Genomic DNA, 15809 nt, shown 5'->3' with positions numbered 1-15809 from the left:
CTCCTCGCGGAGTTCGCGTACGACCGCGTGTTTCCAGTCCTCGTCGTGGTCGATGAAGCCGCCGGGGAGGGCGGTGCCGCCGAGGCAGGGCTCGATGGTGCGGGTGATGACGACGAGTCCGGTGCGGTCGTCACCGGTGCCGTCGTCCCCGGTGACGGGAGCAGGGCGACGGCGACCGGCAGCGGGTTGCGGTACGCGGTGGCACCGCAGGCGGCGCAGACGCGGGGCCAGGCACCGGGGTGCGGCAGCGCGGTGTACGGCGCCCCGCAACTGCCGCAGTGGGAGTCCTTCACGGGCTTCTCCGGTTTCCTCGTCACGGCCACGCGCGGACTGTATCCGATCACCCGCCCGGGACGACCGGACTAGTGGACGATGTGCTCATGACAGGTATGGGTTCCGTTTTCCGCGTCCTCGCAGCGACCGCCGCCACGCTGCTCGCCGTCACCGCCGCCGCCCCCGCGGCCCAGGCGAAGCCCGAGCCGAAGGCTCCCCGGGACTTCGTCGCGCTGCGCACGGTCGATCCCATGATCATCCAGGAGATGCGCTACCCCACCGGGCACGACTTCATGGGTGTACCGGTGGACGGGTACCGCCAGTCGCTGTGCATCCTGACCCGGCCGGCGGCCGAGGCCCTGCACCGGGCCCAGGTCCGGCTGCTGGCCCAGGGGTACTCGCTGAAGGTGTACGACTGTTACCGGCCGCAGCGGGCCGTCGACCACTTCGTGCGGTGGGCGAAGGATCTCGACGACGAGACGATGAAGGGCGAGTTCTATCCGCAGGTCGACAAGACCCGTCTGTTCGCGGACGGTTACATCGCCGAGAAGTCCGGACACAGCCGGGGCAGCACGCTGGACCTGACGCTGGTGCGGCTGCCGGCCATGCCGACCAGGCCGTATCGTCCCGGCGAGAAGCTGGTGCCGTGCTACGCCCCGCAGGCCGAACGCTTTCCGGACAACTCGGTCGACATGGGCACCGGATTCGACTGCTTCGACACGCTCTCGCACACCGACGACCCGCGGATCCAGGGCGTGCAGCGCGCCAACCGCCAGTTCCTCAAGAAGACGCTCACCGACGTGGGCTTCGTGAATCTGGCCGAGGAGTGGTGGCACTACACCTTCAAGCCCGAGCTGTTCCCGGACACCTACTTCGACTTCCCGGTGGCCCGCAGGTCCGTCGCCGGCCACTGAGGCGCCGCGCCCCGGAAGGAGAAACGAGCGGGCGGCTGGGACCACCCCCGTGGGTTCCGGCCGCCCGCTCTCCTTCTCGGACGCGGATGGGCCGTATCCGGTTGCCGTTCCAGCCACTACGGTGCCGGTATGTCACAGCAGACGTTCGATTCGTACGAAGAGTTCTGGCCCTATTACGTAGCGATGCACTCCCGGGCCGCGACCCGCTGGCTCCATCTCACCGGCACCCTGACCGGTCTCGCGATCACCGCCTACGGGCTGGCACGCGGCCGGAAGCGCTACGTGGCCGCGCTGCCGCTGATCGGGTACGGCACCGCCTGGCCCGCCCATTTCCTGATCGAGAAGAACAACCCGGCCACGTTCGGTCATCCCGCCTGGTCGCTGCGCGGTGACGCGCAGATGATCGGGATGATGCTGGCAGGCCGCGACCACGAGCTCGCGGAGACCGCTGCCAAGTGGCTCGCCGACAACAGCTGACCGTGGCACACTTCTGACGTTCCGTCAGATCCAGTGCCGGGAGGGGCTTTGCCGAGCAAGCGCATACCCGTGGTGGCCGGGTGGTTCACCGAGGACGGTACGGAGGAGGACTTCCGACTGCTGGGCACCCGCTGCCCGCTCTGCTCGTCGGTCTTCTTCCCGCCGCAGAAGGGGCTCTGCCGCAATCCGGGCTGTACGGGCGGCGAGCTCGCCGAGGTGCCGCTGTCCCGGCACGGCACGGTCTGGTCGTACACCGACGGCCGCTACCGGCCTCCCGCGCCCTACCTCTCGGATCCGGAGGTGCCCTGGGAGCCGTACACGCTGGTGGCGGTGGAGCTGGCCGCCGAGCGGATGGTCGTGCTCGGGCAGGCCGCGCCCGGGGTGGGCGTGGGGGATCTCGCGGTCGGGATGACCGTGGAGGCCGTGCCGGGGGTCATGGACGCCGGCCCGGGTGACGACGGTGCGGTGCGGACCACCTGGCACTGGCGTCCGGTCGCCGCCGGCTCCTCGGGAGGTGCGGCATGAGCGGGGACGTGGCCGTCCTCGGCGCCGGGATGCACCCCTGGGGCAAATGGGGCCGCGGTTTCGTTGAGTACGGCACGGTGGCGGCCCGCGGCGCGCTCGCGGACGCGGGCATCGAGTGGCGGGACGTGCGGTCGGTGGTTGGCGCCGGCACCGTGCGCGGCGGCTATCCGGGGTACGTGGCCGGGGCGACGTTCGCCCAGGCGCTCGGCTGGCAGGGCGCCCGCGTGACCAGTGTGTACGCGGCCTGCGCGTCGGGCGCCCAGGCGGTGAACACCGCGAGGGCGCAGATCCTGGCCGGCATGGCGGACGTGGTGCTCGTGGTGGGCGCGGACGCGGCCCCCAAGGGGTTCTTCGCACCGGCGGGCGGCGAACGGCCGGACGATCCGGACTGGCTGAGGTTCCGGGTGCTCGGCGCGACCAATCCCGCGTACTTCGCGCTGTACGCCCGCCGCCGGATGGCGCTGCACGGCGACACTCCGGAGGACTTCGCGCTGGTCAAGGTGAAGAACGCGGCGGCCGGCGCGCTCAACCCGAACGCCCGCTACCGGGCGGCGGTGAGCCCGGAACAGGTCGCGGCCTCCGCGGTGGTCGCCGATCCGCTGCGGCTGCTGGACATCTGCGCCACCTCCGACGGCGCGGCGGCCCTGGTGCTGTCCAGCATGGACTTCGCCAGGCGCCACGGGGCTTCGGACCCGGTCCGCATCCGTGCCGTGTCGACCGTGACGCCCACGTACCCGAAAGCGGTGCTCGATCTGCCGGACATCGCCACGGACTCCGCGGTCGCCGTGGAACCCTCCCCCATGAGTTTCCGGGGCTCGATCGCCCGGGCGGCGTACGAGGAGGCGGGCATCGGCCCCGGGGACCTGTCCCTGGCCGAGGTGTACGACCTCTCCACGGCGTTGGAGCTGGAGTGGTACGAGGACATCGGACTGTGCGCTCCCGGGGAGGGCGCGGCGCTCGTGCGCTCCGGGGCGACGGCGCTCGGCGGGCGCATCCCGGTGAACCCGAGCGGTGGACTCGCCTCCTTCGGCGAGGCGGTGCCGGCCCAGGCCATCGCGCAGGTCTGCGAGCTGACCTGGCAGCTGCGCGGCACGGCGGGGGAACGCCAGATTCCGGGCGCACGGGCCGGGATCACCGCGAACCAGGGGCTGTTCGGTCATGGCTCGGCGGTCGTCGCAGTGCGCTGACACGCCATCCACGAACATCAACAGCGTTTGTTGTCAGCCTTCTTGACGACCCATCAAGCACGGAGAACACTCCATTCCCAGCCGATGCCGTCCTCCCACACCGCGGCGGCCGGCTGATCCCACGCTCGTCACGGTCGCCGGGCGGGGCACGGATTTTCCCTGCCCTCGGCCTCCGCAGCCATGGAAGCGCCCGGCGAAACCCGCCGGACAACCACTGGGAGCGCCATGAGCAATGGAGACATCTTCACCGGGGAAGTCCTCGGAACGGCCATCCTCATCCTCTTCGGCGCGGGCGTCTGCGCCGCCGTCACGCTCCACCACTCGAAGGCCAGAGCCGCGGGCTGGGTCGTCATCGCCTTCGGATGGGGCTTCGGGGTACTGGCCGGGGCCTACACGTCCGCCCCGTTGTCGGGTGGCCATCTCAACCCGGCGGTGACCGTCGGCATCGCCGTCGACACCGGCGAGTGGGACAAGGTCCCGCTCTACATCGCGGGTCAGCTGACGGGCGCCGTCATCGGCGCCGTGCTGGCCTGGCTGACGTACTACGCACAGTTCCGTGCCAACGCCGACAAGGAGACGTCCGGACCCACGCTCGGCATCTTCGCGACCGCTCCGGAGATCCGGAATCCGGTGGCCAACCTCGTCACCGAGATCATCGCAACGGCCGCCCTGGTGCTGCCGATCCTGGCCTTCGGGAAGAACGCGGGCATCGGGATCGGCCCGGTCGCGGGTTCGGAGGCCGGGATCTACGGCTCCGGGATCTCGGTTCTCCTGGTGTCCCTCCTCGTGGTGGGCATCGGGCTCTCGCTCGGCGGCCCCACCGGATACGCCATCAACCCGGCCCGTGACCTCGGCCCCCGGCTGGTGCACGCGCTGCTTCCGATTCCGAACAAGGGAACGTCCGACTGGAGTTACGCCTGGATACCGGTCGTGGGACCGCTCCTGGGCGGGCTGCTGGGCGGTGTCGTGTTCAACGCCGCGTTCTGAGGCCTCGGCCACAAGCACCCGAGGGACAAGGGGAGTCATGACGATCAGGTATGTCGCCGCCATCGACCAGGGCACCACCTCCAGCCGTTGCATCATCTTCGACCAGGACGGCGCGGTCGTCGCCGTCGACCAGCGCGAGCACCGGCAGATCTTCCCCCGGCCCGGCTGGGTGGAGCACGACGCCTCGGAGATCTGGACCACCGTGCAGGCCGTCGTCGCCGGCGCCCTGGACCGGGCCGGGCTGCGGGCGGACCGGCTCACCGCGCTCGGCATCACCAACCAGCGCGAGACGACCGTGCTGTGGGACCGGGCCACCGGGCTCCCCGTCCACCACGCGATCGTCTGGCAGGACACCCGTACCGCGGACCTGTGTCACGAACTCGGCGGCACCGACGGGCAGGACCGGTTCCGCGCCACCACGGGTCTTCCGCTGGCCAGCTATTTCTCCGGCCCCAAGGCGGCCTGGCTGCTGGACCACGTACCCGGGCTGCGTGAACGGGCCGAGCGGGGCGAGATCGCGTTCGGCACGATGGACTCCTGGCTGATCTGGAACCTCACCGGCGGCACGGCGGGCGGTGTCCACGTCACGGACGTGACCAACGCGTCGCGCACCATGCTGATGAACCTGGAGACACTCCGGTGGGACCCGGCGGTCCTGGCCGCGATGAACATCCCGGAGGCGGTGCTCCCGGAGATCAGGTCGTCGTCCGAGGTGTACGGAACGGCCGTGGGAGCGCTGGCCGGAGTACCGGTCGCCTCCGCCCTGGGAGACCAGCAGGCCGCGGTGTTCGGCCAGGCCTGCTACGACCCGGGCACGGCCAAGAACACGTACGGCACCGGCAGTTTCCTGCTGCTCAACACCGGGAACCGCCCCGTGCCGTCCAAGAACGGGCTGATCACCACCCTCGGTTACCGGATCGGCGACGAGCCGCCCGTCTACTGCCTGGAGGGGTCGATCGCGATCACCGGGGCGCTCGTGCAGTGGTTCCGCGACCAGCTCGGGATCATCGGGAACGCGGCGGAGATCGAGACCCTCGCCGCGAGCGTCGAGGACAACGGCGGGGCGTACATCGTGCCCGCGTTCTCCGGGCTGTTCGCCCCCTACTGGCGTTCCGACGCCCGGGGGGTGATCACCGGCCTGACCGGGTACGTCACCAAAGCGCATCTGGCACGGGCCGTCCTGGAGGCGACCAGCTGGCAGACGCGTGAGGTCGTCGACGCGATGTACCAGGACTCCGGGGTACCGATCACGACGCTCAAGGTGGACGGCGGCATGACGGCCAACCATCTGCTGATGCAGCACCAGGCGGATGTGCTGGGCGTTCCGGTGATCCGCCCGAAGATCGCAGAGACCACGTGCCTGGGCGCGGCGTACGCGGCGGGGCTGGCGACCGGGGTGTGGTCGGGGCTCGACGAGCTCAAGACGCACTGGCAGCGCGATGTGGAGTGGCAGCCGCGGATGGAACCGGAGGACCGTGAACGCGAGTACGGAAACTGGCGCAAGGCGGTGGAGCGGAGTTTCGGCTGGCAGGAGTAGCGGGGGCCTGCGCTCCCCGGCCGCCCATGGACGCGCGGCCCGTACCCCCGTCGGCGGGGGTACGGGCCGCGTTCCGCCCGCTTACGTCGTGACGGGTTCGCGGAGCCGGTCCACCCGGGCCACCGCGTGTTCGACGACGGCCACCAGGACGTCCCGTACGGACGACCGGTCCCGCGCGTCGCACATGAGTACCGGCACCTGTGGATCCAGGTCCAGCGCCGCCTGCACCGTCTCGGTGGGGAACCGGTCGGCGCCCTCGAAGCAGTTGACGGCCACGGCGAACGGGATCTCGCGGCGCTCGAAGTAGTCGACCGCCGCGAAACAGTCCTCCAGCCGGCGGGTGTCCGCGAGGACGACCGCCCCCAGCGCGCCCTGGGCGAGTTCGTCCCAGAGGAACCAGAAGCGGTCCTGTCCGGGGGTTCCGAAGAGATACAGCACGAGGTCCTCGCGCAGCGTGATCCGCCCGAAGTCCATCGCCACCGTGGTCGTGGTCTTCGCCTCGACACCGTCCAGGTCGTCCACCGGACGTCCCGCCTCGCTCAGCATCTCCTCCGTACGCAGCGGTCTGATCTCGCTGACCGCCCCCACCAGGGTCGTCTTGCCCACTCCGAAGCCGCCCGCCACCAGGATTTTCAGGGTAACGGGCTCAACGGGCCGCCTGTTGCGGCTAGAGCGCCCGAAGGCCATTGATCACCTCGCGAAGAATGTTCACGTCCGGCAGCTCGGCCGGCGGAACGGGACGGGTTACGTGCACCAGTTCGTCCTCGACGAGATCGCCGACCAGGACCCGGACCACCCCGACGGGGAGGTCCAGACCGGCGGCGAGCTCGGCGATCGACTGGGGCATCTCACTGCAGAGTTCGATGATCTCCACGTGTTCCGGGGAGAGCATCTGGTCCCTGCCGGGGTCGTCGGCCGCGGGTTCGGGCATGACGATCGCGATCAGGTCGAGGCGGTGACGGGACGCGCTGCTGGTGCGTCCCCTCGTCATCGCGTACGGGCGGACCACCGGCCCCGCGTCGGCGTCGTACCAGCGCGAGGACTGTGGGTCGCCGGGGGTCCCAGGGGTGCGGGAGGTGTCGGCGCTCATCCCGTCCACTCACCCTCCGGAGGACAGACCGGTCGTCCGGGGCGCGTTGGCCAGGTGGGCTCCCACGCGCTTGACCATCAGCGTCATCTCGTACGCCACCTGCCCGACGTCCGAGTCGGAGTCGGCCAGTACGGCGAGACAGCTGCCGTCACCGGCCGCCGTGACGAACAGGAACGCCTCGTCGAGTTCGACGACGGTCTGCCGGACCCTGCCCGCGTCGAAGTGGCGGCCGACGCCCTTCGCGAGGCTGTGGAAACCCGAGGCGACGGCCGCCAGGTGCTCGCCGTCCTCCCGGGTCAGGTCCTTGGACGCGCCGGTGGGGAGGCCGTCGCTGGAGAGCACCAGCGCCTTGCGGATGCTGGCGACGCGCTCGACGAGTTCGTCGAGGAGCCAGTTGAGCTCGCCCGAGCCCTGACGTGCGGAGTTGAGTGCTGCGGCGTTCGGTGCGGTCATGGACCGTCCCCTCCCGGAGTGGTTCCTTGTGCTGTATCGCCGGGGCCGGTCCCGTCCTCGGCGTTCTGCAGGCGTCCGCGCTGCCAGCCGCGCTGGAGCGAGGCCATGCGGTCGCGTACCTCGTCGGCGTCCCGCTCGATGTCCTCGACGCTCTCCACCAGGTCCGGGCCGGCCGCGCCCGAGCCCTCGCGCAGTTGCGGGGCGAGACTGGCCTGACGGACCCGCCGGGGCAGCCCGCCCACGGTGTCGGCCTCGGGCGACGAGGACCGGACAGCTGATGTGGACGACCGTGGCGCGGGCACCGAAGGCGCGGGCCACGGGGCTTCGGCCGGCCCGGTCGGCGTCCGGAAGCCCGTGGACCGCCGGGGTTCGGCGGAGCGGATCCGGTCCTCGTGCGGAACGGGGCCGGTGGCCCGGGGCCGGGCCGAGGTGTGCGCGGGCTCCGGATCGCCGGTCGTGGGGTGGGAGCGGCTGCTCTCGTCGACGCGTACACCGCGGTCGGTGACCAGGGTCGGCGGCTTGCGCCGGGGCAGCGGGCGCGTGCCGTCGGGGCGCAGCGCCCGTACGCCGTCCGGCTCCGCCGTCCGGTCGGGCGCCTGCTGGTGCTGCTCGCGGTCGGCTTCGCGCCGGAACTCGCGGGCGCGGAAGATGCCGCCGCGTTCGCTCTCGGTGTCGTCCAGGTCGGAGACCCCGTCGAGTGCGGGGTCGGTGCCCCGGCCGGCGACGGCCTCGAGGAGCGGGTCACGGTCGAAGTCCAGGGAAGCGACCGGTCCTTCGAGCTCGACCGGGCCGTCCAGCAGAGCCGGGTCCATCAGCCCGCTGGGAACTGGCGAGAGACTGCCCGGCCGTTCCTGCGGGCGTTCCTTCGACCGTTCCTGCGACCGTTCCTGCGACTGGGCGGCGGCGATGCCGCGGTCCGGTGTGCCGGGGCCGCCGTTCTCCTTCGGGCCGCTGCCGGGCCTGCTGCTGGCGATCGCCTTCTCGGACCTGCGGTCGAGGCGGAATCCGGTGCCGTGGGAGTCCGGGGCGTCGGTGAGCAGCGCCGCCGGGATGAAGACGACGGCGGTGGTGCCTCCGTACGGGGAGGTCTGGAGCGAGACGCGGACGTTCTGCCGCTGGGCGAGCCGGCTGACGACGAAGAGGCCGAGCCGGTCGGTGTCGGACAGTTCGAACTCGGGGGTCTCCGCCAGCCGGAGGTTGGCGTCCAGGAGTACTTCGGGAGGCATTCCGAGGCCGCGGTCGTGAATCTCGAGGGTGAACCCGTTGGCCACCTGCTCGCCGTGCACCTGGACCGCCGTGTGCGGGGGCGAGAACACCGTGGCGTTCTCCAGGAGTTCGGCGATGAGATGGGTGAGGTCGGCGACGGCGGGGCCGCCCACTCCGATCCGCGGGAGGCGCCGGACCTCGATCCGTTCGTAGTCCTCCACCTCGGCGACGGCTGCCCGCACCACGTCCATCAGCTGGATGGGCTTGCGCCACTGCCGGGAGGGCGCGGCACCGGAGAGGATCACCAGCCCTTCGGCGTGGCGCCGCATCCGGGTGGTGAGGTGGTCGAGGCGGAACAGGTCGGCGAGTTCGTCGGTGTTCTCGGTGCGGCGCTCCATCGTGTCCAGGAGCGTCAGCTGGCGGTGCAGCAGCACCTGGTTGCGGCGGGCGAGGTTGACGAAGACCTCGGAGACGCCGCGCCGCATGTCCGCCTGTTTGACGGCCGCCTCGACCGCGGCGCGCTGCAGCGTGTTGAGGGCCTGGCCGACCTGGCCGATCTCGTCCCGTTCGTACTGGAGGTGCGGGGACTCGGTCTCGACGTCGATGTGCTCGCCCGCGGCGAGGCGGCGCATCACGCTCGGCAGCCGCACCCCGGAGACCTCGTGGGCGTCCTTGCGCAGCCGGGAGAGGTCGCGGACGAGCTCGCGGCCGATGCGTACGGACACGAAGACGGAGACGAGCAGGGCCAGGAACCCGAGCACGCCGGCGACGCCCGCCTTGATCAGGACGCCGTAGCCGGCGGGCTTGCCCCGGTCCTGGAAGCGGTTGTTCATCTCGGTCGAGTCGTTGGCCAGCCGGTCCAGGACCGGCGGCGCGACCTCCTGCCAGCGGGCGGCGTCCACGGCGCGCGAGTCGCGGGTGGGGCCCTGGGCGATGAGTTTGTTCTCGGCGGTGCGCAGCGGTTCGCTGTCGGGGCCCGACCAGTACTGCTCCACGCGCCGCCGCTCGGAGGCGGGCAGCACCTGGAGGTTGATCTCGTACAGCAGTCCCCGATTGGCCACGAGGTCGGAGATCTGCCGGAGTTCGGGGGCGGTGAAGCGCCCTGCCAGGAGTCCGGAGGCGATGAGCGCGTCTTCCCTGGAGAGCATCTCGCGGGCACGCGAGACGCCGGCCAGCGCCCGGACCTGCTTGTCCATGGACACGTTCTCCATCGTGTGGAGCCCGGTCAGGAAGCGATAGCACGGGTCGATGAGGCGGTTGTAGTAGTTCATCGCCCTGGCCCGGCCGATGGTGCGCCGGTCGACGGAGTCGCGGAGGGCGTCCAGTTCGTCGACCGCGCCGAGGATCGAGCTGAGCTGGGTCTCGGCGTCGGGGCGCAGTGCGTCGCGGATGTCCTTCTGCTGCGCACTCGAGGTCACACGCTCCACGACCCGGTCGGTGACCGCGCGCTGGGTGCGCAGGACCGGAAGGGCGTCGGAGGCCCTCGGGTCGGCGAGGAAGACGAGGGTCTGGCGGCGCTCGTTCTGCACCGCCCTGACGGTGTCCTCCAGGGGGTGGCCGACCTTCTCCACGACCGTGCTGGCACTCAGCAACTGGCCGGCCTCGCGTCCGGTCAGATAGGTGGCGAAGCCCCAGAGTGCGGTGAGGGAGACGAGCGGCACCAGAAGCAACGCCACGATCTTCCTGCGGATGGACTTTCCGCGAAAGCGCATGGCCTCCCCCAGCTCGGCCCCGCAGGGCGGGGATGGTGTTCCGTCAACAAACGGCGCGAGCCTACTACCGACACACAGACAACTCGAAGGCGCGTCCGGACGATTTTCGGCCGCCTTACAGGGAGTTGACCATGAGTTGTCCCGGTATTCCGGGAGATGAAATTCGCGAATGCGACAGAAGACGCCGATCAGAGCGGCATATTCCACCCTCCGCCGGTTGGCTGGAACTCTTCGTTCCGTGCCGATCCGGGGGAATCTTCACCGTCCGGCACTCGTCTGTCTGTACGGGGGCAGGAGAGCTGCAGGAGTGCACTGGGGCGGGACGGGACGGTCCGCCCGCGTAGAAAGGGTGCATGCGGGGCAGCAACCCTGAAGTCGGACAGCGGTGGGGAGTTGAAAGGCGTTGGACACGCAGGAGCGTCACGGTGCGGTGGAGGTGCCACCGGCCCGGACGGCGAAGGAGGCGGGCACCGCGGCTTCGGCTGCGCAGAGCGGGCCGGAGGTGCCGCGGCAGCCGCTCTGGGTCGAGGAGGCGGCCACACGCCGGCGGATGCCGGATCCCGTGCGCAGGGCCGCCGTGCGGGCTGTGATCATCACGTCGTTGACCCTGATCCAGGCAATGGTCGCGTTCCTGGCCTCGCTGACCGGTTCATGGCTGGCCTTCCCGATGGTGCTCAGCAGCGTGGGCAGCACGGTGGTCGCGACATGGTCGGTGCTGGACGTGTGGGTCACCCGGCAGGTATGGAATCAGCGCAACGGCGTGGTGTCGGTGCCCAGCAGTTCGGCCCGGCGGCTGCGCCGCGAGCGGCGCAGGGCCCGACGGGCGGCGCGGACCGCCGAGCGGGACGCGGCGCGGATACGACGACGGGACGCGGGCCGCCGGCTCTCCCGGGCCTGACCCGCGCCCGGCTCCTGCCGGCTGCGGGCGACTCACGACGAGCCCCTCGCGCCCGGCCCCTTCCGCCTGCGGAGCGACGCACGCCGAGCCCCTCGCGCCCGGCCCCTTCCGCCTGCGGAGCGACGCACGCCGAGCCCCTCCCGTCTGCGGGGCCGACTCGGCACGAGCCCCTCCCGTCTGCGGGGCCACTCACGACGGGCCCCTCCCGTCGGCGGGGCCGTGTCGAGGTTCGCCCTGGGGCCTGTGTGATGTCGTGATCAACATCTGTATTCCGCTGCCGTCCAGGGGTGGTTCGGGTAGTACGTCGCTGTGGCGAGGTAGCGTCTTCATCCTGTCGTGGGCGGATCGGCCCAACTGCCGTTCAGGGAACGACCGTACGACGCCCTGAGGAACACCCGCATCGCCGCTCTCACCGCCGTCAGCCCCGTCAGCCCCATCAGTCCATGAACTCCCGCTCTACGTTTGGCAGTTCGGCGGTAACGGCCCGGATGGCATCCCGGAGCCAGCGCTGGCCCAGGTCGCCGTCCAGGCGCGGATGCCAGGCCATCTCGTAATGCAGCGAGCGGATTTCCTCGGGCGCGGGCAGAATCCGGATGCCCGGGTCGGAACGCTCCTCCGTCAGCAGTCGTGCGGGCAGCGTGAGGATCAGCCGGGTGCTGGGGACCGACTGCGCGGCGAGGGAGTGGTACGGCACGGTCAGCCCGGCCCGGCGGCGCGCCCCGAGTTTCTCCAGCCGCCGCTCGATCGCGGTCTGGCGCTCGCCGAAGGTGCCGACGATCACGTGCGTGGCCTCCAAGTACGCGTCCAGAGTGATCTCCGGGAGCCCGGCCAGCGGGTGGTCCGCGCAGAGCACGCACACGAACCGGTCGTCGAAGAGGTGCTCGGTGCGCAGCGCGGTGACCGGCTCCGACCTGGCGTAGAACAGCAGGTCGACGATGCCCCGGTCCAGGTCTTCGTGGATCGCGTCGTGCCAGCTGCGGAAGTGCAGCGTAGAACGCGGTGACTCCCGGAAGACGCGCTGGAACACGGCAGGGGCGAACACCCTGCTGTAGTCGGTCCCGGCGGCTCGGAAGGTCTCGGCAGCCGTGGCGGGGTCGTACTCCTCCGGCGAGAACAGGCTCTCCAGGCGCGGCAGAACCGCCCGCACCTCGCGCTGGACGCGCTCGGCCCGCGGGGTGAGCCGGTAGCCGCGCGGCGTGCGCACCAGCAGGTCGTCGCCGAGCGTGTCCCGCAGCCGCTGCAGCGCCCGGCTCATCGCGGGCTGGCTCATCCCGGCGACCTCGGCGGCGCGCGAAACGTGCCGCTCCTCCAGCAGCGCGGCCAGCGGGGCCAGCAGGTTGAGATCGACCCGTTCCATATGCGTCATCTGAATAACGTACATATTTGTGATGCATTGGACAAATAGTGGCCCGCGCCGGAGGGTTGGCCCAACGCCAGGCCCTGTCGGGGCCGGATCGGATCACGGGAGCGGTCATGAACAGTGCGGAAGCCGACACGGAGGTGCGGAAAGATGCCGGTCGGCCCAGGGTGGCCGTGGTGATCGGCGGATCGGGCGGCATCGGCGGCGCGGTCGCGCATCGCCTCGCCGCCGACGGAATGACCGCCGTCATCCACTGCGCGGGAAGCGCGGCGAAGGCCGAGGCGGCCGTCACGTCCGTCGCCGCGGCAGGCGGCACGGCGGTGGCTCTGCCCGGCGACGTCGCCGAACCGGCCGAGATGACCCGTCTCTCCGACACGGTGGAGAGCCGTTTCGGCGGCGTCGACGCGGTCGTCAACACAGCCGGAATCATGCTGCTTGCCCCGCTCGCCGAGATGGACCTCGAAACGTTCGACCGGATGTACCGCGTCAATGTTCGCGGCACCTTCGTCGTCTCCCAACTCGCCGCTCGCCGCCTGCGCCCCGGCGGCGCGCTGATCAATTTCTCCACCTCGGTGACCCGGCTCCAGCAGCCCGGCTACGGCGGCTACGCGGCGAGCAAGAGGGGACCTGATCGCCGAGATCGCCTCCGCCGCGCCCCTGGAACGGCTCGGCACCCCCGAGGACATCGCGGAAGCCGTCGCCTTCCTCGCCGGACCCGGCGGCCGCTGGATCAACGGCCAGGTGCTGTTCAGTAACGGCGGCATCGCCTGACCCCCTTCCCCTCTCCTTCTTCCCTCGTCCCTCAGTGCAAGGAACCGATGACATGACCCGACGTCAGCTGGACTCCATATCCGACCTGTTGCGGCACGCGCCGCTGGACCTGGGCGGTGACGTGGAGAAAATGCGTGTCGTCTTCGACGAGATGCTCGGCTCCGTTCCGCTGCCCGGCGACGTTCGCACCCGGACCACCGAGCTGGGCGGGGTACCCGCCGTCGAGGTGCGCGCCGGTACCCCCGGGCCGACGGCCGTCACCGTCCTGTACTTCCACGGCGGCGCCTACGCGATCGGCTCCGCCGCCGGCAGTGTGGGCCTGGTCTCCGAGATCGCCCGCCGCACCGGGGCCAACGCCTACTCGGTCGACTACCGGCTCGCCCCCGAACACCCCTTCCCGGCCGCCACGGACGACGCCCTCGCCGCCTACCGTGCGCTGCTCGACCAGGGAATACCCGCCGGGTCGATCGCGGTCACGGGTGAATCGGCGGGCGGCGGCCTCGCGCTCGCCCTGCTCCTCGCGATCCGCGACGCGGGGCTGCCGCAGCCGTCGTCCGCGACCGTCATGTCCCCTTGGACGGACCTCGCCCTGACCGGCTCCACCATGGAGGCCAGGACCGACGACGATCCGGCGCTCACCCCCCGCGCGCTGCGGACCCGGGCCGCCGACTACCTCGCCGGTGCGGACCCGCGCACCCCGCTGGCCAGCCCGCTCCACGCCGACCTGCGCGGACTTCCGCCGCTGCTGATCCAGGTCGGCGGGCGCGAGATCCTGCTCGACGACGCCCTGCGCCTGGCCACGCACGCCTCACACGCCGACGTCCCCGTCACCCTGCGGACCTTCCCCGGGGCACCGCACGTCTTCCAGGGCTTCGCCGCGATTGCCGACGAGGCCGCCCAGGCCCTCGACCAGGCCGCCGCGTTCGTCAACAGCCATGTGGCGCAGGCGGGGTGAGCCCTGGCAGGGCCGAGTAACAGTACGAGCAGGGGCGCGACGGCCCGCTCCGTCTTGGGCGCCCCCGTTCCGCGAAGCTCAGTGATGTCGGAAACGACGACCACGGACGCAGACGGATCAAGACGGGGCAGAACAACGGGCGCGAACACGGTGACGGTGGAGCAGGCGCGGCAGATCGCGCGGGGTACCGACCGCCAGTGGCTGCCCACCCAGTACCAGCGGGAGGCGGGCGCCCTCCTGGAAATTTGCCGGCAGCCTGGCGGGTGTCGGGGGCCGCCGTCAGTGACGATCCCAGCGGGTCCTGCGCTCATCGATGTACCTCGGTGCGCCCATAGATGCGCCCGAGCAGAAGAGCGGCCTCCGACCAGCGAAGCCAGGGCCCGGTGGCCGGCACTAGGTGTATTGACCCGGAGCGTTGTTGACGCGGGTGAGGTCGTTGAGCCAGATCATGGAGGCTCGGAGGTGGAGGCCGGCGTCGTAGCTTTCGGGGGTCTTGTCGTAGCGGGTGGCGATGCCGCGCCAAGCTTTCAGCTTGTTGATCATGCGCTCGACGGTGTTGCGGTCCTTGTAGAGCTCGGCGTCGTGAGTGACGGGCCGCCCGCCCCTGTGGCCCTTGTTCTTCCGGTACGCGGCCTGGTCCTTCTTCTCCGGGATGACGGCCTTGATGCCGCGTTTACGCAGGAAGGCGCGGTTGGCGCGGGAGGAGTACGCCTTGTCCCCCGCGACTGCTCCGGGCCGGGTCCGGGGGCGGCCGACGGGCAGCCGGATACGGACCTTGCCCAGGACGGAGACGAACTGCGGGCTGTCGGCGGCCTGCCCGGCCGTGATCACGATCGACAGCGGCCGGCACCTGCGGTCTGAAGCGAGATGAACCTTGCAGGTCAGTCCGCCTCTGGACCGGCCCAACAGGGCCTGTTTCAGGCGGGCTTTGCGCCGCCGTCGGATACGCCGCCGCTCTTCGCAGCCAGGGTCTCCTGCCGACCCCTGCCCTTTGTTCCTCGCCGGTGCCCCCTTTTGCCGGGCACGTTCCTGTTCCCGCACGGCATCCTCAAGGGCCTCCAGCACCTCGGGTTTGACGCGCATCCCGGCGGCATCGTGATGGGCGCGGGCGGTCGTGGAGTCCACACTGACCAGCGCCAGGTCGGTCTCCCCCCGCCGGGCGGCCTCGGCGATCAATCCCTCCAGCAGTGCGCTGAAGACCCCTGCATCGCGCCAGACCCGAAACCGGCCATAGACGGTGGGCCAGTCTCCCGCCACTGGGCACCGGACCGGAAACGCCAGATCATTCCCTCGAACTGGTCCCGCAGCTTCACCGGGTAGGGGCCGTACTCGCCGAGCGGCAAGTACGGCTCGATGAACTTCCACTGGCCATCGTCGAGCTGTCGCCGCGTCACAGCGGCGTTCTACCCGAACCACCCCTGGACGGCAGCGGAACACAGATGTTGATCACGACATCACACAGGC

13 protein-coding genes and 3 pseudogenes are annotated in these 15809 nt (G+C 70.8%); 9 read left to right on the top strand and 7 right to left on the bottom strand.

The genetic code is table 11. The features are described from left to right. Window positions 1–344 (bottom strand): annotated as a pseudogene (locus JGS39_RS08535) (NUDIX domain-containing protein); the annotation flags it as partial. Between the two features lie 36 nt (window positions 345–380). Here JGS39_RS08535 and JGS39_RS08530 point away from each other — a divergent pair. From JGS39_RS08530 to glpK, 6 genes are all read left to right on the top strand, one after another. Beyond that, window positions 381–1187 (top strand): M15 family metallopeptidase, encoded by an 807-nt coding sequence (locus JGS39_RS08530; protein ID WP_219568147.1) that lies wholly within the window; start codon window positions 381–383, stop codon window positions 1185–1187. 129 nt (window positions 1188–1316) lie between these two features. Then, on the top strand, window positions 1317–1664 hold the full coding sequence (locus tag JGS39_RS08525; RefSeq protein WP_219568146.1) for an Mpo1-like protein: 348 nt from the start codon (window positions 1317–1319) through the stop codon (window positions 1662–1664). A gap of 72 nt (window positions 1665–1736) precedes the next feature. Then, the gene (locus JGS39_RS08520; protein ID WP_219568149.1) at window positions 1737–2189 is read left to right on the top strand and encodes a Zn-ribbon domain-containing OB-fold protein; all 453 of its coding nucleotides are present in this window, start codon (window positions 1737–1739) and stop codon (window positions 2187–2189) included. Then, a complete protein-coding gene (locus JGS39_RS08515) occupies window positions 2186–3376 on the top strand; it encodes a lipid-transfer protein (protein ID WP_219568145.1) in 1191 nt (396 codons plus the stop codon). The genes JGS39_RS08520 and JGS39_RS08515 overlap by 4 nt, the downstream gene beginning before the upstream one ends. Window positions 3377–3601: 225 nt before the next feature. Further along, window positions 3602–4363 (top strand): MIP/aquaporin family protein, encoded by a 762-nt coding sequence (locus tag JGS39_RS08510; protein WP_219568144.1) that lies wholly within the window; start codon window positions 3602–3604, stop codon window positions 4361–4363. A gap of 37 nt (window positions 4364–4400) precedes the next feature. Further along, a complete protein-coding gene (gene glpK, locus JGS39_RS08505) occupies window positions 4401–5900 on the top strand; it encodes a glycerol kinase GlpK (RefSeq protein WP_219568143.1) in 1500 nt (499 codons plus the stop codon). Window positions 5901–5981: 81 nt separating this feature from the next. On the opposite strand, the gene JGS39_RS08500 is transcribed toward glpK, so the two are convergent. From JGS39_RS08500 to JGS39_RS08485, 4 genes are read right to left on the bottom strand one after another with little or no spacing between them, the layout of a single operon-like run. Continuing rightward, complete coding sequence (locus tag JGS39_RS08500; protein WP_219568142.1) at window positions 5982–6587, bottom strand: GTP-binding protein; 606 nt, start codon at window positions 6585–6587, stop codon at window positions 5982–5984. After that, the gene (locus JGS39_RS08495) at window positions 6568–6990 is read right to left on the bottom strand and encodes a DUF742 domain-containing protein (RefSeq protein WP_219568141.1); all 423 of its coding nucleotides are present in this window, start codon (window positions 6988–6990) and stop codon (window positions 6568–6570) included. The genes JGS39_RS08500 and JGS39_RS08495 overlap by 20 nt, the downstream gene beginning before the upstream one ends. Window positions 6991–6999: 9 nt before the next feature. Then, window positions 7000–7443, bottom strand: a complete 444-nt coding sequence (locus JGS39_RS08490) for a roadblock/LC7 domain-containing protein (RefSeq protein ID WP_219568140.1) — start codon at window positions 7441–7443, stop codon at window positions 7000–7002. Continuing rightward, entirely contained in the window at window positions 7440–10361 is a 2922-nt protein-coding gene (locus tag JGS39_RS08485) for a sensor histidine kinase (RefSeq protein ID WP_219568139.1), read from the bottom strand. The genes JGS39_RS08490 and JGS39_RS08485 overlap by 4 nt, the downstream gene beginning before the upstream one ends. A gap of 403 nt (window positions 10362–10764) precedes the next feature. Between JGS39_RS08485 and JGS39_RS08480 the strand changes: the two genes are divergently transcribed. Next, a complete protein-coding gene (locus JGS39_RS08480; RefSeq protein ID WP_372456134.1) occupies window positions 10765–11259 on the top strand; it encodes a hypothetical protein in 495 nt (164 codons plus the stop codon). Window positions 11260–11695: 436 nt separating this feature from the next. On the opposite strand, the gene JGS39_RS08475 is transcribed toward JGS39_RS08480, so the two are convergent. Continuing rightward, entirely contained in the window at window positions 11696–12625 is a 930-nt protein-coding gene (locus JGS39_RS08475) for a LysR family transcriptional regulator (protein WP_219568138.1), read from the bottom strand. A gap of 107 nt (window positions 12626–12732) precedes the next feature. Here JGS39_RS08475 and JGS39_RS08470 point away from each other — a divergent pair. Together JGS39_RS08470 and JGS39_RS08465 are read left to right on the top strand one after the other, a co-directional pair. Then, a pseudogene (locus tag JGS39_RS08470) lies at window positions 12733–13390 on the top strand (SDR family oxidoreductase). Between the two features lie 52 nt (window positions 13391–13442). After that, entirely contained in the window at window positions 13443–14345 is a 903-nt protein-coding gene (locus tag JGS39_RS08465) for an alpha/beta hydrolase (RefSeq protein ID WP_219568137.1), read from the top strand. Window positions 14346–14738: 393 nt separating this feature from the next. Here JGS39_RS08465 and JGS39_RS08460 read toward each other — a convergent pair. Then, window positions 14739–15739, bottom strand: a pseudogene (locus tag JGS39_RS08460) (IS5 family transposase). Window positions 15740–15809: the final 70 nt, after the last annotated feature.

This window comes from Streptomyces poriferorum (assembly GCF_019399235.1).
GTDB classification, from domain to species: Bacteria; Actinomycetota; Actinomycetes; order Streptomycetales; family Streptomycetaceae; genus Streptomyces; species Streptomyces poriferorum.
This window is presented reverse-complemented; position numbering and strand designations above follow the sequence as displayed.